Genomic DNA, 21,314 nt, shown 5'->3' on the forward strand with positions numbered 1-21,314 from the left:
GATCGCGAGATTCGGTGGCTTTTTCGTTTGAGAAGCATTCAGGCCGGATAAACCCGCGGGCGGCGGATATCGACAAAGCCGCGGGCTTCTGCGCGGAACGGGAATTCCGGGGCGGCGTCGAACTCGATGGACTGGCCATCCACCGTCAAGGCAAGCACCCGTTTGGAATCGGGCCGGTCGATGACGCGGGCAATGGTCGCCTGGATGCCATGGCCGTCCTCGCGCCAGGTGACGTCGGCCGGGCGGAAGTAGAGTTCGGCTGCACCATCCGCGATTCCGGCGGCGTCGAAGACGACGTTCTGGATCTGCGCTTTTTCAGCCGATACCGTCACTTTCAGACGATTGGCATCGCCGAGGAAGTTCATGACGAAGGCGCTGGCTGGCGCACGGCAGACTTCCTCCGGCGTTCCGGTCTGAATGATCCGGCCCTTGTCAAGGATGACGACGCGGTCGGCAAGATCGAGCGCTTCGGCCTGGTCATGGGTGACGAACAGCGTGGTGATGCCCAACTCGTCATGGATCTTGCGCAGCCAGCGGCGAAGGTCGCGCCGCACATTAGCATCGAGCGCGCCGAAGGGTTCGTCGAGCAACAGCACCTTCGGATCGACGGCGAGCGCCCGGGCAAGCGCCACGCGCTGTCTCTGCCCGCCGGAAATCTGCGCCGGGAAGCGGTCCTGCAGGCCTTCCAGCTGAACCAGGCGCAACAGATGCGCGACGCGCTCGGAAATCTCGGCACCCGACCGTTTCGTCTTCGAGACCTTCATGCCGAAGGCGATGTTTTCCCCCACCGTCATATGCGGGAAGAGCGCATAATGCTGAAAGACGAAGCCGACGCCGCGATGGCGCACCTCGATATCGGTGGCGTTCTCGTCGCCGAAATAGATGGCGCCGCCGTCGGGGAATTCGAGGCCTGCGACCATGCGCAGGATCGTCGTCTTGCCGGAACCGGAAGGGCCGAGCAACGCCACCAGTTCGCCGCTTTCAATATCCAGCGAGACGCCGTGCACGGCGCGAAACGTGTCGAATGTCTTGACGACGGTATCGAGGCGGATTTTCACGGTGTGGTCTCCGGTGTGTTCGGCGCTGTGCCGGCAAGCGACGGGCGGCGCACGCGGCCGGCCCCCCGGCGCTCCAGCGCAACCTTGGCAATCAGGGTAACGACCGCAAGGGCAGCCAGGATCGAGGCGGCGGCAAAGGCGCCGACGGCGTTATAGTCGTGATAGAGCAGCTCGATATGCAGCGGCAGGGTGTTGGTCTGGCCGCGAATATTGCCCGAGACCACCGAGACCGCGCCGAACTCGCCCATGACCCGCGAGTTGCAGAGGATGACGCCGTAGAGCAGCGCCCATTTGATATTGGGAAGGGTGACGAAGAAGAATGTCCGCCAGCCGCTGGCGCCGAGCGAGGTCGCTGCTTCCTCCAGGTCGCGGCCCTGCGCCTGCATCAAAGGAATAAGCTCGCGGGCGACGAAGGGCGCGGTGACGAACATGCTGGCAAGCACGATGCCGGGCAGCGCGAAAAGGATTTTGACATCGGCCGATTGCAGCGCATCGCCGAACAGTCCCTGCAGGCCGTAGACGAACAGATAGGCGACGCCGGCAACGATCGGCGACACGGAGAATGGGATTTCGATGACGATCAGAAGCAGGCGGCGGCCGGGAAAATCGAATTTGGTGATCGCCCAGGCGGCGGCCACGCCGAAGACGGTGTTGACCGGCACCGCGATCAATGCGGTCAGCCCCGTCATCAGGATGGCGTGACGCGTATCGGAATTGGCGATGGTCTTGCCGAAATAGGCGACGCCCCTGGAAAAGGCTTCATAGCCGATGACGGCGAGCGGCGCGATGATGACCAGCGCCACCAGGATCAGCACGATGGTGATCATGGTGTTGCGGAAGATCGGCGCCTCGCCGATCCGTGGCGGGCGCCGGGTCTTGGACTTGGTCTTGGTCTTGGCTGGCGTTGCGGCTGCAGTTTTTGCCATGCTCAACCCTTCACCGTGTAACGCAGGGCGCGGGCCTGCAGAAGATTGGTGATGGCCAGCATCGTGAAGGCGGCGATCAGCATGACCGAGGCGATGGCGGCAGAGGCGGGGTAGTCATATTCCTCCAGCCGGATGAAGGCGAGAAGGGCGGTTATTTCCGTCTCGAACGGCTGGTTGCCGGCGATGAAGATGATCGCGCCGAATTCTCCGAGGCTGCGCGCGAACGACAGCGACAATCCGGCCAGAATTGCCGGTGCCAGCTGTGGCAGGATCACGCGCAGAAAGATTTCGAGATCGCTGGCTCCAAGCGTCTGGCCCGCTTCCTCCAGCGCCGGATCGAGTTCCTCCAGCACAGGCTGCACGGTGCGCACGATGAAGGGCAGACTGGTGAACGCCATGGCGATGATGATGCCGAGCGGCGTATAGGCGACCTTGATGCCGATGGCGGCAAGCGGCGCGCCGAACCATCCGTTCGAGGCAAACAGCGTCGTCAGCGCGATACCGGCAACGGCGGTCGGCAGCGCGAAGGGCAGGTCCACCAGGGCGTCGACGAAGCGCCGTCCGGGGAAGCGGTAGCGCACGATGATCCAGGCAAGCGCCATGCCGAAGACGAGGTTGAACAGCGTGGCCGCGAGCGCGCAGAGAATGGTGACCCGGTAGCTGGCGATGGCGCGCTCGGAGGAGACGATGCGCCAATAATCTTCCGGCCCAAGGCTGGCTGCCTTGAAAATCAGCGCGCCAAGCGGCAGCACCACGATGATGGCGACATAAACGAGCGTGATGCCGAGCGTCAGGGGCAAGCCTGGAAGAATGCGCCGTGCCAAAACATGCCCTTTGAAAATCGAGTTCAAAAATAACGGGAGGCCGTGGCGGATCAACATCCGCCACGGCCTCCGTTTTTCACATTATTCGTTTGGGATCAACGATTACCGTAGATTTTATCCAGTGCGGCACCTTCGGCAAACTGCTCCGTCTTGACCTTTTCCCAGCCACCGAAGACATCTTCGACCTTCAGCAGGCGGACGTCGGGGAACTGGTCCTTGAATTCGGCGGAGACGGCCGCGTCGTTGACGCGGTTACCGTTCTCGGCCAGGATCTTCTGGCCTTCCGGCGTATAGAGAAAGTCGAGATAGGATTTGGCCAGCGCGCGGGTGCCATTCTTGTCCACCACCTTATCGACGATCGCGACCGGGAATTCGGCGAGAAGGCTGACGGACGGCGTGACGATGTCGAACTTGTCCTCGCCGAATTCCTTGGCAATGCCCTTGGTTTCCGCTTCAAACGTGATCAGCACGTCGCCGGTTTCGCGCTCGACGAAAGTCGTCGTGGCTGCGCGTCCGCCGGTGTCGAAGACCGGAACATTGTCAAAGATCTTCTTGACGAATTCCTCGACCTTGGCCGGATCGTTAGCGAATTTTTCCTTCGCGTAAGCGGTGGCGGCGAGGTAGGTGTAGCGGGCATTGCCTGATGTCTTCGGGTTCGGGAATATCACCTTGACATCGTCGCGCACCAGATCGCCCCAGTCCTTGACACCCTTCGGATTGCCTTCGCGCACTAGGAAGGACGGGAAGGAATAGAAGGGCGATGCGTTGTTGGCAAAGTCGCTCTTCCAGTCCTCGGACACGAAGCCGCCCTTGACCAGGGCATCGACGTCGGTCACCTGGTTGAAGGTCACGACGTCGGCCTCGAGGCCCTCGAGAATGGCGCGGGCCTGCTTGGAGGAGCCGCCATGCGACTGGTCGATGGTCACGCCGGGATGGGCGGCGACGAAGGCTTCGTTGACCTGTTCGAACAATTCACGGGAAATGTCGTAGGATGCATTGAGCAGCTTGTCGGCGGCTGCGGCCGGAGCGGTCAAGGCCGCAAGCGCGACGCCGATGAGCAGTAGACGTTTCATAAAAAACTCCCCGAGATTTGATTTCGGGTGGAGCATAGGGTGGAGGCGTGGACCTGCCGAGGAACCCATCTGTGAATGTGTCAGCCACATTGGAAAAATATTGCCGTAAACGCTTCAATGAAGAAACGGTCGCCTTAAGCGGGCAAAAACCGGCAGGGACTTCCGGATTCTCTATATTAGCTCTTTCAATAGTTTGGCGCTGTGTCTTCACAAAGTTTGGCGGTTCGCGCCCTGCTCAGCTCACCCTTGCGTCAGCCGCTGCAAACCCGGGTGATTGATCTTAGACAAAAGTCGAACATCGCCGCTTCCCGCATAGCTGGACATGAGGGGGTGAGCGTGTAATCTGCCGTATGGAGGCATGCGCATTCCCATCAAAAAGCGCATGTTCGCAAAATGGATTGAGATTGCGCATATCCGTTTTTGACCGGCCGATACCGGCCGGTGCGGCTTGCGCCCGCGGGGAGGAGCAGATCAGGCTTTGCCGTTCTGTCCGCGACAACAGAGGAGAGAACATGGATCGCCGTCTATTCATCAAGCGCGCGGCTCTCGGTGGCGTCGGTGCCGCTGCAGCCACGACGCTCGCAGCGCCAGCCATCGCCCAGAGCAATCCGAAGATCAACTGGCGCCTGGCATCATCGTTCCCGAAATCGCTCGACACGATCTATGGCGGCGCCGAGGTGCTGTCGAAATATCTGTCTGAGGCCACGGATGGCAATTTCCAGATCCAGGTCTTTGCCGCCGGTGAAATCGTTCCGGGCCTGCAGGCTGCAGACGCCGCTGCCGCAGGCACGGTCGAAGCCTGCCACACGGTATCCTATTACTATTGGGGCAAGGATCCGGTCTGGGCGCTCGGCGCTGCCGTTCCCTTCGCGCTCAACGCACGCGGCATGAACGCCTGGCACTATCATGGCGGCGGCATCGACATGTTCAACGAGTTCCTGGCCACCCAGGGTCTCGTCGGCTATCCCGGCGGCAATACCGGCGTGCAGATGGGCGGCTGGTTCCGCAAGGAAATCAAGACCGTTGCCGACATGCAGGGGCTGAAGATGCGCATCGGCGGTTTTGCCGGCAAGGTGGTCGAGAAACTCGGCGTCGTGCCGCAGCAGATCGCCGGCGGCGATATCTATCCGTCGCTGGAAAAGGGCACGATCGATGCGGCCGAATGGGTCGGCCCCTACGATGACGAGAAGCTCGGCTTCTACAAGGTTGCGCCCTATTACTACTATCCTGGCTGGTGGGAAGGTGGCCCGACGGTGCATGCGATGTTCAACAAGGCGGCCTTCGACGGCCTGCCGAAGAACTATCAGTCGCTGCTGCGCACCGCCTGCCAGGCAACCGACGCCAACATGCTGCAGAAATACGATTACCTGAACCCGGCCGCAATCAAGCGTCTGGTGGCCGCCGGCGCCAAGCTCAGCCCGTTCAGCCCGGAAATCCTGTCGGCCTGCTTCGAAAAGGCCAACGAGGTCTATGCCGAGATGGAAGCGACCAACCCGACCTTCAAGAAGATCTGGGATTCGATCAAGGCTTTCCGCGGCGAATACTATCTCAACGCCCAGATCGCTGAATACAATTACGACACGTTCATGATGATCCAGCAGCGCGGCGGCAAGCTTTAAGCGCTGGAGAGATAATCGCGGAAACGAAAAACCCCGAAGTTGAACAGCTTCGGGGTTTTTCGTTGTCTGCTTGTGGAGGGAAGGGCCGGTTCGAAATCCGGCCCTTCTTCCGTTATCAATTGAAGGACGGCGGAGCGCTGAGGTCCGTGGCAGGCTTGTTGTCACCCGCGCCACCGTTCTGGTCCGCCGGTTTCTCTCTGTTGCCATCCAGCGGGCTGCCGCCCGGCAGCTGCAGGCCACCGGGCAATCCAAGCCCGCCGCCATTGTCCGGCAGGGTCAGCCCGCCGCCGCCCGTTCCAAAACCAGGAACGACGATGTTGATCGTATTGGGATCGACCACGGCAGCATCGCCCTTGTAGTGCATGACCATCTGCGGGAACATGATGGTGAGCCCGACCATGATGATCTGGATGCCGACGAACGGGACGGCGCCCCAATAAATCTGCCCCGTCGTGACAGGTTGCGTCACCTTGCCGGTAACCCTGTCGAGATAGGGCACCTTGGCCGCCACCGAGCGCAGGTAAAACAGAGCGAAGCCGAAGGGCGGGTGCATGAAGCTCGTCTGCATGTTGATGCCCAGAAGCACGCCGAACCAGATGAGATCGATGCCGAGCGCATTGGCCGCCGGCACGAGCAGCGGCACGATGATGAAGGCCAGTTCGAAGAAATCCAGGAAGAAGGCCAGGAAGAACACGAGCAGGTTGACCGTGATCAGGAAGCCGGTTTCGCCGCCGGGCATGGCGACCAGCAGATGTTCGACCCAGATATGGCCGTTGACGCCGTAGAAGGTCAGCGAAAACACCCGCGCGCCGATCAGGATGAACAGCACGAAAGCCGACAGCCGCGTGGTGGCGGCCAGTGCCGAGCGGATCACCTCCATGCTCAGCCGCCCCTTGGCCGCCGCCATGACGAGCGCGCCAACAGCACCCATCGCGCCGCCTTCGGTCGGCGTTGCGATGCCGAGGAAGATCGTGCCGAGCACCAGGAAGATCAGCGCCAGCGGCGGGATCAGCACGATGATGACCTGCTGGGCCAGCCGCGACATCGCATTGACCTTCAGCCCCTTGTCCAGGAGGGCGACGATGTAGATGAAGCCGATACCGACGGTTGCGCCGAGAATATCGGCGTTTTCGCCATGTGCCGGGTAGAGATAGATATGGGCGGCATAGGCAAAGCCGGCCGCCACGATCAAGGCGATGATCAGCGAGGTGACGCCGGAGCCGAGCGTGCGGGCTTCGAGCGGCAGGGCCGGCATGGAATCGCGCCGGACGAAGGTCATGATCAGGATATAGAGCATGTAGAGCCCGGTCAGAACCAGGCCGGGGATGAGCGCGCCGGCATACATGTCGCCAACGGAGCGGCCGAGCTGGTCGGCAAGGACGATCAGGACCAGCGATGGCGGGATGATCTGTGCGAGCGTTCCGGACGCGGCAATGACGCCGGAGGCGACGCGGCGGTCATAGCCGTAGCGCAGCATGATCGGCAGCGAGATCAGGCCCATGGCGATGACGGATGCGGCAACCACGCCGGTGGTTGCGGCCAGAAGTGCGCCGACGAAAATGACCGCATAGGCAAGACCGCCCCGGATCGGGCCGAACAACTGGCCGATCGTGTCGAGCAGGTCTTCGGCCATGCCCGAGCGTTCCAGCACGATCCCCATGAAGGTGAAGAAGGGAATGGCGAGCAAAGTGTCGTTCGACATCACCCCCCAGAAGCGATCGGGCAGGGCGTTGAGCAACGGCCAGGACAGGTTGATCGAGCCGCCGGACAAGGGCGCCAGTTCCACGCCGATGATGAAGAACAAAAGACCGTTGGCAGCCAGCGAAAAGGCGACGGGATAGCCAAGCAGCAGAAAGATGATCAGCGACACGAACATGATCGGCGCGAGATTGACGGCGATGAATTCCATCATGGGCGTGCCTCCGGAACGGTGACATCGTCAAGCGGCGCATGGGTCGGCACATAGGGCGTCGGATCGTCCATATTGCCGGTCATGATTGCCACCTTCTTGATGATCTCGGAGACGCCCTGGAGCGCCAGAAGCACGAAGCCGGCCAGGAGGATGGCCTTGGCCGGCCAGACGATCAGGCCGCCGGCGCTGGAAGACCCCTCCTGCGAGCGAACCGACATCAGCACGTAGGGGATGAGGTAATAGGTCATCAAAAGCACGAAGGGCATCAGGAAGAAGACATGCCCGAACAGGTCGATCCAATGCTGGGTGCGGCGCGAAAACTTGCCGTAGACCACGTCGATGCGGATATGTTCGTTCTGGCTAAGCGTGTAGGCGGCCGCGAGCATGAAGGCGGCCCCGAACAGGTACCATTGCGCCTCCAGCCAGGCGTTCGACGACATGTTGAATATCTTCCGGATGATGGCGTTGCCGGCGCTGACCAAGACGGCCACCAGGATCAGCCAGGAGACTGATTTGCCGATGATTTCCGTGACACGGTCAATGAGCCTGCTGAACCCGAGCAGTGCGGTCATATAGGTTCCTCCCCGCTAAGCTGATTGTCGATTTTTATGGCCAAGCCTAGCCACAGTGCCGATTTCAAGCCCTGTTTCAAGTCTGGTTTCCGATTTTCCGGCCTAGTCCGCCACCGTCATACCAAAGTCGCATATAGGCTTTCCGCCTTTGCCTAAAGCTTGGGCAAAAACTGTGGGAAACCAGCGTATGACGGTGGATGACGTGGGCTGGATTGCGCCCGCAAGACCAGTGGCCGGCCGAGTCGAAAAGGCAGGGATGCCGCTCGCGGAACCGGGCAGGGGTTGAATTTCCCATCGGTTTGAGGCCGTATGGCGTTCCGAGAAACATGAGGTACGTCCATCATGACCGCGACGATCCGCAATCCGATCCTGCCCGGTTTCAATCCGGACCCCTCGATCTGCCGCGTCGGCGATGACTATTATATCGCCACCTCGACCTTCGAATGGTATCCGGGCGTGCAGATCCACCATTCCCGCGATCTGGTGAATTGGACCCTGGTGCGTCGGCCGCTGGAACGGGCGAGCCAGCTCGACATGCGCGGCAATCCCGACAGCTGCGGTGTCTGGGCGCCGTGCCTGTCGTTTGCGGACGGTCTGTTCTATCTGGTCTATACCGACGTCAAGCGCTTCGACGGCAATTTCAAGGACGCCCACAACTACATCGTCACGTCACCAACGATCGAAGGCGCATGGTCGGAGCCGGTCTATGTCAATTCCTCAGGCTTCGACCCGTCGCTGTTTCACGATGACGACGGGCGCACATGGTTTCTCAACATGCAGTGGAACCACCGCACCGAGAGTTTTGGCGGCGCGCCGAAATCCCCGGCCTTCGACGGCATTCTCCTGCAGGAATGGGACCCCATCACGAAAACGCTGACCGGCCCGATCCGCAATATCTTTGCCGGCAGCGCGCAGGGGCTTGTCGAGGGGCCGCATCTGTTCAAGCGCGACGGCTGGTACTACCTGACCACGGCCGAAGGCGGCACCGGTTACGATCACGCGGTGACCATGGCGCGCGCCCGAACCATCGAGGGTCCCTACGAGATGCACCCGCAGACGCATCTGATCACCTCCAAGGACAATCCGGAAGCGGCGCTGCAAAGGGCAGGGCATGGCCAATATGTCGAAACGCCGGATGGCCAGGCCTACCACACCCACCTGACCGGGCGGCCGCTTGCGCCGCACCGGCGCTGTACGCTCGGGCGCGAGACGGGCTTGCAGAAATGCGTCTGGGGCGATGACGGCTGGCTTTATCTTGCACAGGGCGGTGTCGTGCCCGCGGTCGATGTTCCGGCGCCGGGCGAGGCCGCCGTCATCGAGAAACGCTCACGCTTGGAAACGGGGTTCGATGGCCCGCATTTGCCGATGGAGTTCCAATGGCTGCGCACGCCGGTGCCGGAGCGGATCTTCTCGCTGACGGAGCGGCCGGGGCATCTCAGGCTGTTTGGCCGCGAAAGCATCGGCAGCTGGTTCGAGCAGGCGCTGGTGGCGCGGCGCCAGGAACATCACGCCTTTCGCGCCGAAACCGTGGTCGAATTCGCTCCGGACACCTATCAGCAGGCGGCGGGGCTCACCCACTATTACAACCGCCACAAATTCCATGCGATCGTGGTGACGCTGCATGAACAACTCGGCCGGGTGGTGACGATCTTTTCGTGCAATGGCGATTTTCCCCATAGCCGCATGACCTTCCCGGTCGAAAGCGGCGTTTCCGTGCCCGTAGGCTGGGTGCATCTGGCCATGGAGATCCGCGACAACGATCTGCAGTTCTTCTGGCACCCCGAAGGAGACCCGGACTGGCGCAAACTTGGCCCCTTGCTCGATGCCGGTATGGTCTCCGACGAGGGCGGCCGGGGCGAACATGGCTCGTTTACCGGCGCTTTTGCCGGTGTCTTCGCCTTCGACACATCGGGCAGGGCGCAGGTGGCGGATTTCAGCCGATTTTCCTATGAGGCGCTTTGAAACGAGGTTGCAAGTTTGCGCGTTGTATCAGTTAATGCTTATAATTAACTGATATCATTACAATTTTGTAATTTTATGTTTCAGTTTCCGTTCATCTTTGCAGGCGTAGATTCAGGGTGTCAAAAACGAAAGGACACCCCGATGAAACGTCTGATGATTGCGCTGGTTGCAAGCTCCTTCCTGACAGCACCGATGGCTTTCGCCCAGCCGGCGCGGCCCTTCGAAGTCGCTCAGGCCAAGGAGCGCCATGTCGAAAAACGCGTTTACAGAAACGGCAATACCAAGATTGTTGAAAAGAACGTCGTTGTTAAGAAGCGCTGGGCGCGCGGTCAGCGCCTATCTGCGGCAGAACGCCGCCGCATTGCCGCCGTTAACGATTACCGCCGCTACAAGCTGCGCGCGCCGCCGCGTGGACAGCAGTGGGTTCGCGTCGACAACAACTTCCTTCTGATCAGCGTCGCCACCGGCGTCATCGTCAATCTGGCAACGCGCTGATCGCTTGATGTGACTGACAAAAAAGGGCGGCGTTGAATGCCGTCCTTTTTTTGCGAGATTGGGGCGGCCGTTGTTCCGGCGGCCTAATTTGCCCGTGCCGACCAGTCCGTAAACGGGTCCGGCAGTGCCCGCCAGCGATCGGGCGTGAAGGCGTCGGCATCAACCAGACACTCATCGAGTTCCGCTTCCAGGTTAGCCTGATCCATCGGATCGGCGCCGATGAAGACGATTTCCTGGCGCCGGTCGCCCCAGACGGGATCGAGATAGGGCTTCATCATCGACAGAAAGCCCGGATCATCCGGCCATTGGGCTTTCGGCACGGCCGACCACCACAGTCCCATTTTCGAGGTGCGCACCATCGGCCCGGCCTGGCTGAGTTCGCCGGCGTGATGCGGCCGTGTCGCCAGCCAGAAGAAGCCCTTGGCCCGTACCACCCCCGGCCAGGGCCGGTGAACGAAATCGTGAAACCGCGCGGGATCGAAGGGTTTTTTTGCCCGGTAGACGAAGGAGCGGATGCCATATTCCTCGGTTTCAGGAATATGGTCCTTGAAGCCGTTGAGTTCCTTGTACCAGAGCGGATGCTGCTCGGCCTTGAGCATGTCGAACAGGCCGGTGCCGAGCACTTGCCGCAGCGCCACCTTGCCGAAATCCGTCTCGATCAGCCGCGCATCGGCATTGAGCCCGGCGATGATTTTGCGGGCGGCATCCCGTTGTTCGGGCGTTGCGCTTCCCGTCTTGTTGAGAATGACGACATCTGCAAATTCGATCTGCTCGACCAGGAGATCGACAAGCGTGCGGTTGTCGTTTTCCCCGGCAGTATCGCCGCGCTCGGCCAGAAAGTCGGCTGAGGAGTAGTCGCCGAGCAGGCTGACCGCATCGACCACGGTGACCATCGTGTCGAGCCGGGCGACATCGGCAAGGCTGTTGCCGTGCTCGTCTCGGAATTCGAATGTGGTTGCGACGGGCAGGGGTTCGGCGATGCCGGTGGATTCGATCAGCAGATAATCGAACCGGTCCTGCTCGGCGAGCTTGCGTACTTCGTTCAAAAGATCGTCGCGCAGCGTGCAGCAGATGCAGCCATTGGTCATCTCGACCAGCTGTTCCTCGGTCCGCGACAGGTTGGCGCCGCCTTCGCGCACCAGGGCCGCATCGATATTGACCTCGCTCATATCGTTGACGATGACGGCGACCCGCAGTCCGTCGCGATTGTTGAGGATGTGATTGAGCACCGTGGTCTTTCCGGCCCCGAGGAAGCCGGACAGCACAGTGACCGGAAGTTTGTCGGACATGCATCTATCCTTAATGTTATACTATTACATTCGATGATCTGAAAAAGGCGGACCTGGGGCCCGCCTCGTTCAGTCGCCTGGGAGGAACGCGTCAGCTGCCGGAGGAGAGGCAGGTCTTCAGCGATGTGCCGATCCCCTCCATCAGCTGGAAATAGAGGTCCGGGCCGGCATCGAGGGTTGCTGCTTCCGGATCCAGCGTGCCGGATTTTGCCGGCGTGCCTTCCAGCACGACATTGACGAGCTTGGGTTCGAACTGCGGCTCGGCAAAGACGCAGGTTGCGCCGAGTTCGACGATCTTTTCGTGGATTTGCTTCAAACGCGCAGCACCCGGCAGCGTTTCCGGGCTGACCGTGATCGATCCCGCCACCTTCACATGATAGCGATGCTCGAAATACTGATAGGCATCATGAAAGACGATGAAGGGCTTGTCCTTGATGGGGGCGACAGTCTCAGCAATCTGTTTGTCGAGCGCATCGAGCCGGATGCCGAGCGCCTCCAGATTGGCCTTGTAGGCGGCCGCGTTGTCCGGATCGGCAGCCGTCAGCGTGGCCTCGATCTGTGCAGCCATGGCCTTGGCATTGGCAGGATCAAGCCACAGATGCATGTCGAATTCGCCCTCGTCATGGTGATGACCGGCTTCTTCATGGGCGTGACCCTCTGCACCCTCTGCGCTGGCGTCATGCTCGTCGCCGTCGTCATGGGCCTCAAACGCTCCGCCTTCGCGGAATTTCAGCTTTTCAAGACCGGGGGCGTCGTCAAGCTCGACGATCTCAGCGCCGCTGCCGAGCGATTCCAGCGGCTTTTCCAGAAAGGCTTCCAGCCCGTGGCCGACCCAGAAGACGATGTTGGCCTTTTCCAGGGCTGCGGCATTGGACGGTTTCATGCTGTAGGTGTGCGGCGAGGCGGCACCTTCGACGATCAGTGCCGGCTCGCCGACACCCTGCATGATCGAGGCGACCAGGGAGTGGATCGGCTTGATCGAGACGACGACATTGGGGACTTCGGCATGGGCCGTGCCCGCCGCCAGAAGCATGGAGGGGGCGAATATCAGCGCCGATGTCAAAAGGAGGGAATTTTTCAGGCTCATGCGGGGACTCCTGTCTTGTAAATCAATGTAATGTTATTACATCAATTGCGTTATGCTATAACGTGTGGCATAGCGGCTGGCAACACCCCATCCGGATTTTTTTGATGCTGAATTTTCACAAGTCCGACCAGGCAGCGCTCGTCTCGCTCAACAATGCCGGTATCCGCCGCAATGGCCGCTGGCTGGTGCGCGGCGTCGAGTTTTCGATCAGCAGGGGCGAGATCGTCACGCTGATCGGCCCCAATGGTTCCGGCAAATCGACGACGGCGAAGGCTGCGATCGGCGTCTTGAAGCCGGACGAGGGCTGGGTCGAGAAAATGCCGGGGCTGAAGGTCGGCTATGTGCCGCAGAAGCTTTCGATCGACTGGACGCTGCCTTTGACCGTGGAGCGGCTGATGACGCTGACCGGGCCGCTGAAGGGCCGCGAGGTCGAGGAAGCGCTGCATTCGACCGGCATTGCCCATCTTGCCCGCGCCGAGGTGCAGCATCTCTCCGGCGGCGAGTTCCAGCGCGCTTTGCTTGCCCGCGCCATTGCCCGCAAGCCTGATCTGCTCGTCCTCGACGAGCCGGTGCAAGGCGTGGATTTTTCCGGCGAGATCGCGCTTTACGATTTGATCAAATCTATCCGCAACCGGACCGGCTGCGGTATCCTGCTGATCTCCCATGATCTGCATGTGGTGATGGCCGAGACCGATACGGTGATCTGCCTCAACGGCCATGTCTGCTGTCGTGGCACGCCGCAGATGGTCAGCCAGAGCCCGGAATACCTGAAATTGTTTGGCAGCCGCGCCGCCAAGTCGCTGGCGGTCTACAGCCACGACCACGACCATACCCATCTGCCGGATGGCCGCGTGTTGCACACCGATGGCAGCATTACCGAACATTGCCATCCCGGTGATGGCCACCATCACGAGGGTGACCAGGACAGCGGCCACGATCACGGCGGGCAGGATCACGTTCACGGACCCGATTGCGGCTGCGGCTACAAGAGCCGGCTGCAGGGCTATGACACCAAGGAGAGCGGCCGTGTTTGACGATTTCTTCACCCGCGCCCTGATTGCAGGCATCGGCCTTGCCATCACCGTCGGCCCGCTCGGCTGTTTCGTCATCTGGCGGCGCATGGCCTATTTCGGCGACACGATGGCCCATTCCGCGCTGCTTGGTGTGGCGCTGTCACTTCTGCTCGATCTCAATCTGATGCTCAGCGTCTTCATCGTTGCCGCCGCCGTGTCACTGCTGCTGTTGCTGCTGCAAAAGCGCGGCGCGCTGTCCACCGATGCGCTGCTCGGCATTCTCTCGCATTCCTCGCTGTCGATCGGCCTTGTCATCGTCGCCTTCATGACCTGGGTGCGGATCGATCTGGTCGGCTTCCTGTTCGGCGATATTCTCGCTGTTTCCGAAGCCGATATCGATCTGGTCTGGGGCGGTGGCATTCTGGTTTTGGCGGCGATCGTCTATCTCTGGCGGCCCTTGCTTGCCTCAACCGTCAATCCGGAACTGGCCGAGGCCGAAGGCCTTCAGCCGGAGCGGGCGCGGCTCTATTTCATGCTTTTGATGGCGCTTGTGATTGCGATTGCCATGAAGATCGTCGGCATTCTGCTGATCACCTCGCTCCTGATCATCCCGGCAGCCACCGCCCGGCGCTTTGCCACGTCGCCGGAGATCATGGCGGTGCTGGCTTCGGTCATCGGGGCGCTTGCGGTCACGGGCGGCCTGTTCGGCTCGCTGCATTTTGATACGCCATCGGGACCGTCGATCGTGGTTGCGGCGATGGTGCTTTTCGTGCTCAGTCTGCTGCCGTTCGGGCGCAACAAACAGGCAGAGACGGCGATACATTCGACGCATGGAGGACATCACTAATGGCGGCACAACAGCTCACCAAGAACCAGTCGCTGGTCCTCGATACGCTCCATCATGCCGAAGGGCCGCTCAGCGCCTATACGATCCTCGACAAGCTGCGCGATCACGGGTTCCGCGCGCCGCTGCAGGTCTACCGGGCGCTCGACAAGCTGCTGGAATTCGGCCTCATCCACCGGCTTGAAAGCATGAACTCCTTCGTTGCCTGCGCCCATCCGGATCATCATCACCACCACGACCATGGCGTGACGGCGTTTGCCATTTGCGAGGATTGCGGCCAGGTGACCGAGATGCATGACGAAGCCATGGAGGAGCGCCTGTCGGTGCTCGCCGGCAAGCAGCATTTCAAGACCGAGAAGACCACGATCGAGATCCGCGGCCATTGCCAGAACTGCACCGCCGAATAGGCAAAGGACTGTCTTCGGGCTGTCGCGTTGCGGGCAGCCCCGGCGTCGCCTATCCGATGACGGAAAGCCTTGCCGCAAACAGCTGCCATTTTTGGACGTAGCTGTCTGCAGATAGCCGCAAGCCTGCCACAGCAGCCTCATCCAGCAGCCGGATGGCCTTGGCCGGCGCCCCGACGATCAGCGAATTGTCGGCAAAGACCTTGCCTTCCGTCACCAGCGCATTGGCCCCCACCAGGCAATTATTGCCGATCACGGCGCCGTTCAGCACCGTTGCGCCCATGCCGATCAGCGAATTGTCGCCGATGGTGCAGCCATGCACGATGGCGCGGTGGCCGATGGTGCAGCCTTGCCCGATCGTGACCGGTTGGCCGGGATCGACATGGATCACCACACCCTCCTGGATATTGGTGCGGGCGCCGATCCGGATCAGCGCATTGTCGCCGCGCAGGACCGCACCGAACCAGATCCCGACATCGTCCCCCAATTCGACCTGGCCGATCACATGCGCATCCGGTGCGATCCAGTAACGGTCTTGGGCAGGGACTGCGGGACGGGTGGTTCCAAGAGCATAAAGCGGCATGTTTTCCCTCTCAAACGGCGGTGATGGTCAGCGCTGCGGCGTCATCCACACCGCGTAACACCGGCCAAGCAACAAGCGCCCGGCGGTGCATATCACGGCCGATCTGTACCGCGTGGGCGTCAAAATTGCGACCCACACAATGCACGCGGCGACGGGAAAACATGCTCTTGGAATTCATCACCGGCGCAAGCGCCGGCGCGGGGAGGGGATTGCAGTCATCATCGTCAGCCGGCTATCCGTTTGCGAATAGCGGACGATGGCACCCTGTGAGGGGTGGGGACAGCGCGTCAGCTGCAGACGTAGGCCTGGAGTTGATCGCGTGTCAGAAACCGGCTGTCTGCGCGGCTATCGGGATGTGTATATTCCAGGCTCGGGACATCGGGAAGTTCCAGTGCCTGACGCACCGTCATGATGCCGACATCCCGGCGATCGCCGCCGCGCTTCAGGCTGACTTCAACGATCCGATACAGATTTTCCTCTACCATGTGGTTTCTCCCGTCTCTTTATTTTTTTGATTCTGGACTGCAGTAGCTACTCCGAAATTGGTTTTTATGAGGCACCTCATCTATTAGCATGCCACACATGAAGAAATCGCAACAGTGATTTCTGAGCAGATGCTTTTATTTGTGCCGGATCGGGACGGTGCAGTTTGCCCAATGCCGGACGTTCTATTGCGGATTGTTCGATATTGGTTTCACATCGCTGCCCGGCAATCTGGAACAATCCTGCCTTTCGCGTGTTTTCTTTTCGAACGGAAAAGGAGCGCGAAATGGCAAATGTCAAGAATTTGCGGACCGGCTTTACCGGCGAACTCAATGATACCAGCGGCGTGACGGCCAAGGCGAAAAAAGCGGCAAACTATGTCAGCGACGAAGCCTCTGCTGTCGTTCAGAGCGCGCAGGACCATCCCTCGGCCACCAGTACGGCCCTTCTTGTCTTTGGGGCTGCGGCATTCGTTGCCGGTTATCTCATCGGTAGCGCCTCAAACGGCGCTTCAACACGAAGAAGTTACTGGTAAAGGGTGCTTTGCATCAAATTTGAATTGATTATTGTGCATCGCAGCATTATAGTCATATTTATCGCAGCCATCCACCTCCTCCCGGAAAGCTGCGATCGACCAGCGGTCACCTCCTCCCGACCGTGGGTCATTTTCAGAAAGCCTGCCGCACCTCCTCCCGCGGCAGGCTTTTTTCGTTTTGTGCTCTGCCCAAAAGGAACCAAATCCGCTATGGTGCCGTTCTGGTCTGGCAAGATATTCGGAGGAGACGCTCATGCCAAATGCCAAATGGTCCAATCCCGTCGAGGTCGGATTTGCTCACAAGGGGTCTCAGGTGGTGCTGGGTCCGTTCGATGCGCTGGCCTGCCTGATGGAAACCTGGCCCGATCTTCGCGGTCCGCGCTACGTCGCCGCGAGAAGCTTTTGCCGCGCCGCAATCGACGGCCGCAAGTCGGCAGAAGAAGCCCGCGAGGTCTTCATCGCTGCTGCGCAAGAGGCGAAACTCCAGGCGCATTGACGCCAGCGAAAAAGCTGGCTTTCAAAATCGGGCAGAAAAGGGTTGTGCGCGTGTGCGCCCGCCCGTGGGCTCTGTTTTAGCAGATGCTTGGTACCCCTCGTTAAATAGCTTTCAGTATGGGTCTGCGGAAAGCGGACCAAAACATCGCCGTTTTCTAAAAACTTATCTCCAATGCTGCCGCCAAACTTCTATCTCGCTTTCAAAACCGCTGCGCTGTATAAGGCCGGAATTGGTTAGGCTGTTTGAGCCGCGAGATACCCTTCTCCGCTCACGCGCCTTTTTCTCCATCAGATTGTACCGTCTGCCTTGCGCGCGGGGATGAAAGAATTTTTGGCAATGGGCACTGCAGCGATTTCGGCATCGGACAGTACCGCTTCGGCATATTTTCGCGCCCCCGTCTTTGCCGTCGCTCCGATGATCGACTGGACGGACCGGCACTACCGGTTTCTTGCCCGCCAGCTGTCCAAACATGCCTTGCTCTATACCGAGATGATCGTTTCCGAGGCCATCCTGCGGGGGGACCGGGAGAGGCTTTTGGGTTTCGATGCGGTGGAGCATCCCGTGGCCTTGCAACTGGGCGGCAATGATCCCGGCAAGATGGCGCGCGCCGCGAGGATCGGCGAAGAGTTCGGCTATGCCGAGATCAACATCAATGTCGGCTGTCCCTCCGACCGGGTACAGTCGGGCACGTTTGGTGCCTGCCTGATGCGCGAGCCTGCGGTTGTGGCGGAGTGCGTGGCGGCCATGAAGGCTGCTGTGTCCATTCCCGTCACGGTCAAGTGCCGGATCGGGGTGGACGATCAGGATCCGGAGCTTGCGCTGCGCGATCTCGTCTCACGGGTGACGCAGGCAGGCGCCGATGCGGTCTGGGTGCATGCCCGCAAAGCCTGGCTACAGGGGCTGTCGCCCAAGGAAAACCGCGATATCCCGCCGCTGGACTACGATCTCGTTCACCGGCTGAAGGCGGAAAATCCCAGTCTTTTCATTGGTATCAACGGCGGTCTTGGCAGTTTGAATCAAGCAGTCGAAGAGTTGAACACGGGGACTGCTCTCGACGGCGTCATGCTGGGGCGGGCGCCCTATCATGACAGTGCCATGCTGACGGCGGTGGACGGTGTGTTTCCGCATCCGGTCTCGGGGGCTGCGCCTTTGGGTGTCAGCAGTGAGGCCTTTACCGCCAACGGCCACCGGCAGTCGCTGGCATTCTGGGACGGGGTGCGGGATGCGATGATGGGCTATGCGGCCCGGCATATCGCGTCTGGCGGGCGGTTGATCCATGTGACCCGCCATATGGTCGGCCTCTTCCAGGGCTGGCCGGGCGCCCGGCGCTTCCGTCAGATCCTGTCGGCGGATGCGACGCGGTCAGGCGCCGGGCCGGAGGTGATTGCCGCAGCGTTTGAGGCGGTGTTTGTTGCGGCAGAGGCGAAGGAGTTGGTGAGTTTTTAGTGAGTAGTGAGTGGTTTTTAGCGAATAGTGAGTAGCGAATAGCGAATAGAAGAGATTGCACTATTCGCTATTCACTATTCACTATTCACTATTCACTATTCACTATTCACTATTCACTATTCACTATTCACTATTCACTATTCACCATTCACCATTCACTATTCACTATTCACTATTCACTATTCACTATTCGCTATTCGCTATTCGCTATTCACTATTCGCTATTCGCTATTCACTACCCACTACCCACTACCCACTACCCACTACCCACTACCCACTACCCACTAAAACCTACTCACCAACAAAAAAACGGCGCCCCAGAAGGACGCCGTTTAATTCAGTGTTCGCGGGCAGTCGGATCGAGGCTTAGTCGGCCTGGATGTTGACGGCCTTCGGGCCTTTGCCCATGCGATCCGGCTCGGTGTCGAAGGTGACCTGCTGGCCGTCCTTCAGGGTCTGGAGGCCAGCGGCCTGCAGCGCGGAGATGTGAACGAACACGTCCTTAGCGCCGCCTTCCGGCGTGATGAAACCAAAACCCTTGTCCTGGTTGAAGAATTTTACGGTGCCCTTGGTGGCCATGGGAGAAGTCCTTTTTTCCCTTAATGATGTGTCTTCACCCCTGCCAGGGTGGAGACGTTTTTCTTTCCGGTGTTGTCTTTATTTCGGAAAGCCAGTCGGTGAAGTCACGATAACGGGGAAAGAACGTCTACAGTGCCGTTTTTATCGACACGCCCGGATTACCTCCGGGACCATACAGCCAGTCCAGTCTCCGGGATAGAAAACGCCCGAACGCGGAAATATTTGCAGCAAAAAAAGAAAATAGCAAGCGTTTAATCCTTTGCACTCAACCGCCTGGCGGTGCTGCGTCCGGGATGCACCAGGGCGGGACATTGACAGGGTTTTGCGCGGCGCTGACGCCATGGCCGGGGAAAACCGGACGGCGTCGCGATCTCACCACAATTTGGTCCCGGCAATGTCCGATCAAGGGGCCGTGTCAGAGTAACGGTTGGCCGCGCCGCATCCGCTTTTGGGTTGATGCCGGGTGGGCTAAAGGGTAGGTCAGGAGCGGACTGGACGAATGCTGGGACTGAAGAGGTGGCGTCGTGATCGACCCCTATGAAACGCTGGGACTGGAGCGCGGCGCCGACGATCAGGCGGTCAAGGCGGCCTATCGCAAGCTGGTGAAGGCGGTTCATCCCGACAGCGGCGGCGAACCGGAGGCCTTCGGCCGGCTGCAGGCAAGCTATGACCTGTTGAAGGACCCCGTGCGCCGCAAGGTCTATGACAATACCGGCTATGATCCGCAGCTCGCCGACCCGCGCGACCTGCAGGGCATCCTGAAGCTGGAAACGCTGGTCAACGATTTCATCCTCGACGAGCGCGAGCCCGGCAGTTTCGACCCCGTCGCCGCCATGCGCCGCAAACTGTCTGATGATATCGTCAAGAGCCGGTTTCACATTCTCGAACTGGAGCGCCACCGCGCCCGCGTGCGCCAGCATCTCGACCGGCTGGGCCGCCGCCCGGCCGCCGATATTCTCGGCTCGATGCTGCGCACCCGCTCGCAATCGATCGCCGACGCCATCCGCAGCGCCGAGGCGCAGATCGAGGCGACCGAGCAGGCCTATACGATCCTGGAGGGCTATTCCTACGAACTGGAACGGCTGGAGGCGGCGGCGGAGTAGGGCGCGCGTTACGGTGCGGGCTGTCTTTCTCGTGCGGATTCGCAGTTACGCCGTTTGCTGCGGTAGGCGTGGCGGCGAAAGGATTTTTCCTTCTCGCGGCGGAAGGCGTTGGAGCGGCGCTTATCGCGGGGCGGGTTTTTGGGGGGAGCTTTGGGAGAGCTTGGGGGTGCCCCTCACCAACAAAATCTAACACTTAGCCTTCGGCTAAGATGTTGATTTTGTGTCCTCTCCCGCAAGGGGAGAAGAGAGGTTGCGGCGCTTTTTGGGGGTACATTCACCCCCGCAGAGGGTGTTGAAGGGGCAGAGTTTCGTGGGCGGTATTGCTCGTGCTTTTGCCAATATTGCCCTGTCGCGGCGCTATTGCGCCCCATCAAACAAAGCACTCAAGCTCCACGGGTATTCCCCCTGCTGGTTGGCGATGTCATCGACTTTCCAGCCGCCATGTTCCTGGACGAGGGTGTAGTAGAGCGTCACTGGTTCGGAATTCTGGAAGGAGACTTCGACTTCGGCGGTGCCATCGAGCACGATCGGTTCGCCGATCTCGACATGGGTGGCCTGGCCGTCCTGGCCGGAAATGACCGGGTCGAAATCGATCGTGCCGCTGTCGCCAGGTTCCGTGGTGTCGGCGTCGTCCTGGAAGCGGGCGTTCAACTGGTCGGAGAAGAACGGGGAATAGAGCGAGGGGGCACTGTCGCTGGTCTGGGCCGTGTCGTAGCGGTAAAGCGCCTGCAGCAGTGCCTGCGGCGTCTTGTAGGTCTGGGCGGCAGCGGGAGAGGCTGAGAGGGCTGACAGTGCGGACAGGGCGGACAGGAAGAGAGCGAGGGCGGGCAGGCGCATGGGGCTTGATCCTGGGCTTGGGTTGTTTCTGGAGGATTAGCCGATGGGGGGTGGTCTGGCCATGCTGCATTTTTGGGGGCTTGGGGTGGCGGTGGTGTCTGTTCGTCGGCGGGAGCCGTGAGCGGGGCTATGAGGGGTATGCCGGTGGAAATGGAGTTTGAGGCGGTGGCCTTC

At 60.4% G+C, this 21,314-nt stretch carries 22 protein-coding genes; 10 read left to right on the forward strand and 12 right to left on the reverse strand.

Features of this window, described 5'->3' with window-relative positions; translation table 11 throughout:
- Positions 1-38 precede the first annotated feature (38 nt).
- The 4 genes from PYR65_RS11600 to PYR65_RS11615 all read right to left on the reverse strand — a co-directional run bounded on the left by PYR65_RS11600 (position 39) and on the right by PYR65_RS11615 (position 3,881).
- The gene (locus tag PYR65_RS11600; protein ID WP_060640395.1) at positions 39-1,058 is read right to left on the reverse strand and encodes a sulfate/molybdate ABC transporter ATP-binding protein; all 1,020 of its coding nucleotides are present in this window, start codon (positions 1,056-1,058) and stop codon (positions 39-41) included.
- Entirely contained in the window at positions 1,055-1,984 is a 930-nt protein-coding gene (gene cysW / locus PYR65_RS11605; RefSeq protein WP_276118087.1) for a sulfate ABC transporter permease subunit CysW, read from the reverse strand. Before cysW ends, PYR65_RS11600 begins: the two co-directional genes overlap by 4 nt.
- Before the next feature lie 2 nt (positions 1,985-1,986).
- A complete protein-coding gene (gene cysT / locus PYR65_RS11610; RefSeq protein ID WP_276118088.1) occupies positions 1,987-2,808 on the reverse strand; it encodes a sulfate ABC transporter permease subunit CysT in 822 nt (273 codons plus the stop codon).
- 95 nt (positions 2,809-2,903) lie between these two features.
- Positions 2,904-3,881 carry a sulfate ABC transporter substrate-binding protein gene (locus tag PYR65_RS11615; protein WP_276118089.1) on the reverse strand — a complete coding sequence of 326 codons (978 nt, stop codon included), beginning with the start codon at positions 3,879-3,881 and terminating at the stop codon, positions 2,904-2,906.
- Between the two features lie 512 nt (positions 3,882-4,393).
- Between PYR65_RS11615 and PYR65_RS11620 the strand changes: the two genes are divergently transcribed.
- Complete coding sequence (locus PYR65_RS11620; RefSeq protein WP_060640391.1) at positions 4,394-5,500, forward strand: TRAP transporter substrate-binding protein; 1,107 nt, start codon at positions 4,394-4,396, stop codon at positions 5,498-5,500.
- A gap of 115 nt (positions 5,501-5,615) precedes the next feature.
- Here PYR65_RS11620 and PYR65_RS11625 read toward each other — a convergent pair whose 3' ends face one another.
- Both PYR65_RS11625 and PYR65_RS11630 read right to left on the reverse strand, forming a co-directional pair.
- Entirely contained in the window at positions 5,616-7,412 is a 1,797-nt protein-coding gene (locus PYR65_RS11625) for a TRAP transporter large permease (RefSeq protein ID WP_276118090.1), read from the reverse strand.
- On the reverse strand, positions 7,409-7,984 hold the full coding sequence (locus PYR65_RS11630; RefSeq protein WP_276118091.1) for a TRAP transporter small permease subunit: 576 nt from the start codon (positions 7,982-7,984) through the stop codon (positions 7,409-7,411). Before PYR65_RS11630 ends, PYR65_RS11625 begins: the two co-directional genes overlap by 4 nt.
- A gap of 342 nt (positions 7,985-8,326) precedes the next feature.
- On the opposite strand from PYR65_RS11630, the gene PYR65_RS11635 reads away from it, so the two are divergent.
- Both PYR65_RS11635 and PYR65_RS11640 read left to right on the forward strand, forming a co-directional pair.
- Positions 8,327-9,946, forward strand: coding sequence for a glycoside hydrolase family 43 protein (locus PYR65_RS11635; RefSeq protein ID WP_276118092.1), 1,620 nt, complete (start codon positions 8,327-8,329; stop codon positions 9,944-9,946).
- Positions 9,947-10,087: 141 nt separating this feature from the next.
- Positions 10,088-10,441: an RcnB family protein gene (locus PYR65_RS11640; RefSeq protein ID WP_276118093.1), complete on the forward strand. Its 354-nt coding sequence runs from the start codon at positions 10,088-10,090 to the stop codon at positions 10,439-10,441.
- A gap of 83 nt (positions 10,442-10,524) precedes the next feature.
- Here PYR65_RS11640 and zigA read toward each other — a convergent pair whose 3' ends face one another.
- The gene (zigA, locus tag PYR65_RS11645; RefSeq protein WP_276118094.1) at positions 10,525-11,730 is read right to left on the reverse strand and encodes a zinc metallochaperone GTPase ZigA; all 1,206 of its coding nucleotides are present in this window, start codon (positions 11,728-11,730) and stop codon (positions 10,525-10,527) included.
- A gap of 91 nt (positions 11,731-11,821) precedes the next feature.
- On the reverse strand, positions 11,822-12,817 hold the full coding sequence (znuA, locus tag PYR65_RS11650) for a zinc ABC transporter substrate-binding protein ZnuA (protein WP_276118095.1): 996 nt from the start codon (positions 12,815-12,817) through the stop codon (positions 11,822-11,824).
- 104 nt (positions 12,818-12,921) lie between these two features.
- Between znuA and PYR65_RS11655 the strand changes: the two genes are divergently transcribed.
- Genes PYR65_RS11655 through PYR65_RS11665 form a run of 3 tightly spaced genes read left to right on the forward strand, consistent with a single transcriptional unit; the run spans position 12,922 to position 15,081 of the window.
- A complete protein-coding gene (locus PYR65_RS11655) occupies positions 12,922-13,851 on the forward strand; it encodes an ATP-binding cassette domain-containing protein (RefSeq protein ID WP_328518489.1) in 930 nt (309 codons plus the stop codon).
- Positions 13,844-14,677 carry a zinc ABC transporter permease subunit ZnuB gene (gene znuB / locus PYR65_RS11660; protein ID WP_060640383.1) on the forward strand — a complete coding sequence of 278 codons (834 nt, stop codon included), beginning with the start codon at positions 13,844-13,846 and terminating at the stop codon, positions 14,675-14,677. The genes PYR65_RS11655 and znuB overlap by 8 nt, the downstream gene beginning before the upstream one ends.
- Entirely contained in the window at positions 14,677-15,081 is a 405-nt protein-coding gene (locus PYR65_RS11665) for a Fur family transcriptional regulator (RefSeq protein ID WP_060640382.1), read from the forward strand. Before znuB ends, PYR65_RS11665 begins: the two co-directional genes overlap by 1 nt.
- A 49-nt stretch (positions 15,082-15,130) precedes the next feature.
- Here the strand turns inward: PYR65_RS11665 and PYR65_RS11670 are convergent, their stop codons facing one another.
- The gene (locus PYR65_RS11670; protein ID WP_276118097.1) at positions 15,131-15,661 is read right to left on the reverse strand and encodes a gamma carbonic anhydrase family protein; all 531 of its coding nucleotides are present in this window, start codon (positions 15,659-15,661) and stop codon (positions 15,131-15,133) included.
- Between the two features lie 287 nt (positions 15,662-15,948).
- Positions 15,949-16,146: a hypothetical protein gene (locus PYR65_RS11675; RefSeq protein ID WP_060640380.1), complete on the reverse strand. Its 198-nt coding sequence runs from the start codon at positions 16,144-16,146 to the stop codon at positions 15,949-15,951.
- A gap of 284 nt (positions 16,147-16,430) precedes the next feature.
- Between PYR65_RS11675 and PYR65_RS11680 the strand changes: the two genes are divergently transcribed.
- The 3 genes from PYR65_RS11680 (at position 16,431) to dusA (ending at position 18,621) form a co-directional block, all read left to right on the forward strand.
- Complete coding sequence (locus tag PYR65_RS11680) at positions 16,431-16,679, forward strand: hypothetical protein (RefSeq protein ID WP_276118098.1); 249 nt, start codon at positions 16,431-16,433, stop codon at positions 16,677-16,679.
- A gap of 253 nt (positions 16,680-16,932) precedes the next feature.
- Entirely contained in the window at positions 16,933-17,175 is a 243-nt protein-coding gene (locus tag PYR65_RS11685) for a DUF982 domain-containing protein (RefSeq protein WP_060640378.1), read from the forward strand.
- Positions 17,176-17,511: 336 nt separating this feature from the next.
- A complete protein-coding gene (dusA, locus tag PYR65_RS11690; RefSeq protein WP_276118099.1) occupies positions 17,512-18,621 on the forward strand; it encodes a tRNA dihydrouridine(20/20a) synthase DusA in 1,110 nt (369 codons plus the stop codon).
- Between the two features lie 366 nt (positions 18,622-18,987).
- Here the strand turns inward: dusA and PYR65_RS11695 are convergent, their stop codons facing one another.
- The gene (locus PYR65_RS11695) at positions 18,988-19,200 is read right to left on the reverse strand and encodes a cold-shock protein (protein ID WP_037095903.1); all 213 of its coding nucleotides are present in this window, start codon (positions 19,198-19,200) and stop codon (positions 18,988-18,990) included.
- A gap of 524 nt (positions 19,201-19,724) precedes the next feature.
- Here PYR65_RS11695 and PYR65_RS11700 point away from each other — a divergent pair.
- The gene (locus tag PYR65_RS11700; RefSeq protein ID WP_276118100.1) at positions 19,725-20,303 is read left to right on the forward strand and encodes a J domain-containing protein; all 579 of its coding nucleotides are present in this window, start codon (positions 19,725-19,727) and stop codon (positions 20,301-20,303) included.
- Between the two features lie 357 nt (positions 20,304-20,660).
- Here the strand turns inward: PYR65_RS11700 and PYR65_RS11705 are convergent, their stop codons facing one another.
- The gene (locus PYR65_RS11705) at positions 20,661-21,140 is read right to left on the reverse strand and encodes a DUF3828 domain-containing protein (RefSeq protein ID WP_276118101.1); all 480 of its coding nucleotides are present in this window, start codon (positions 21,138-21,140) and stop codon (positions 20,661-20,663) included.
- Between the last annotated feature and the right edge of the window lie 174 nt (positions 21,141-21,314).

The organism is Pararhizobium qamdonense, assembly GCF_029277445.1.
Taxonomy (GTDB): domain Bacteria; phylum Pseudomonadota; class Alphaproteobacteria; order Rhizobiales; family Rhizobiaceae; genus Pararhizobium; species Pararhizobium qamdonense.

Bases quoted from the DNA above. Each gene is read 5' to 3' on its own strand.
- cysW (WP_276118087.1), bottom strand. From the start codon at position 1,984: ATGGCAAAAACTGCAGCCGCAACGCCAGCCAAGACCAAGACCAAGTCC.
- PYR65_RS11615 (WP_276118089.1), bottom strand. From the start codon at position 3,881: ATGAAACGTCTACTGCTCATCGGCGTCGCGCTTGCGGCCTTGACCGCT.
- PYR65_RS11620 (WP_060640391.1), top strand. From the start codon at position 4,394: ATGGATCGCCGTCTATTCATCAAGCGCGCGGCTCTCGGTGGCGTCGGT.
- PYR65_RS11625 (WP_276118090.1), bottom strand. From the start codon at position 7,412: ATGATGGAATTCATCGCCGTCAATCTCGCGCCGATCATGTTCGTGTCG.
- PYR65_RS11630 (WP_276118091.1), bottom strand. From the start codon at position 7,984: ATGACCGCACTGCTCGGGTTCAGCAGGCTCATTGACCGTGTCACGGAA.
- PYR65_RS11635 (WP_276118092.1), top strand. From the start codon at position 8,327: ATGACCGCGACGATCCGCAATCCGATCCTGCCCGGTTTCAATCCGGAC.
- PYR65_RS11640 (WP_276118093.1), top strand. From the start codon at position 10,088: ATGAAACGTCTGATGATTGCGCTGGTTGCAAGCTCCTTCCTGACAGCA.
- zigA (WP_276118094.1), bottom strand. From the start codon at position 11,730: ATGTCCGACAAACTTCCGGTCACTGTGCTGTCCGGCTTCCTCGGGGCC.
- znuA (WP_276118095.1), bottom strand. From the start codon at position 12,817: ATGAGCCTGAAAAATTCCCTCCTTTTGACATCGGCGCTGATATTCGCC.
- PYR65_RS11655 (WP_328518489.1), top strand. From the start codon at position 12,922: ATGCTGAATTTTCACAAGTCCGACCAGGCAGCGCTCGTCTCGCTCAAC.
- PYR65_RS11665 (WP_060640382.1), top strand. From the start codon at position 14,677: ATGGCGGCACAACAGCTCACCAAGAACCAGTCGCTGGTCCTCGATACG.
- PYR65_RS11670 (WP_276118097.1), bottom strand. From the start codon at position 15,661: ATGCCGCTTTATGCTCTTGGAACCACCCGTCCCGCAGTCCCTGCCCAA.
- PYR65_RS11675 (WP_060640380.1), bottom strand. From the start codon at position 16,146: ATGGTAGAGGAAAATCTGTATCGGATCGTTGAAGTCAGCCTGAAGCGC.
- PYR65_RS11680 (WP_276118098.1), top strand. From the start codon at position 16,431: ATGGCAAATGTCAAGAATTTGCGGACCGGCTTTACCGGCGAACTCAAT.
- PYR65_RS11685 (WP_060640378.1), top strand. From the start codon at position 16,933: ATGCCAAATGCCAAATGGTCCAATCCCGTCGAGGTCGGATTTGCTCAC.
- dusA (WP_276118099.1), top strand. From the start codon at position 17,512: ATGGGCACTGCAGCGATTTCGGCATCGGACAGTACCGCTTCGGCATAT.
- PYR65_RS11695 (WP_037095903.1), bottom strand. From the start codon at position 19,200: ATGGCCACCAAGGGCACCGTAAAATTCTTCAACCAGGACAAGGGTTTT.
- PYR65_RS11705 (WP_276118101.1), bottom strand. From the start codon at position 21,140: ATGCGCCTGCCCGCCCTCGCTCTCTTCCTGTCCGCCCTGTCCGCACTG.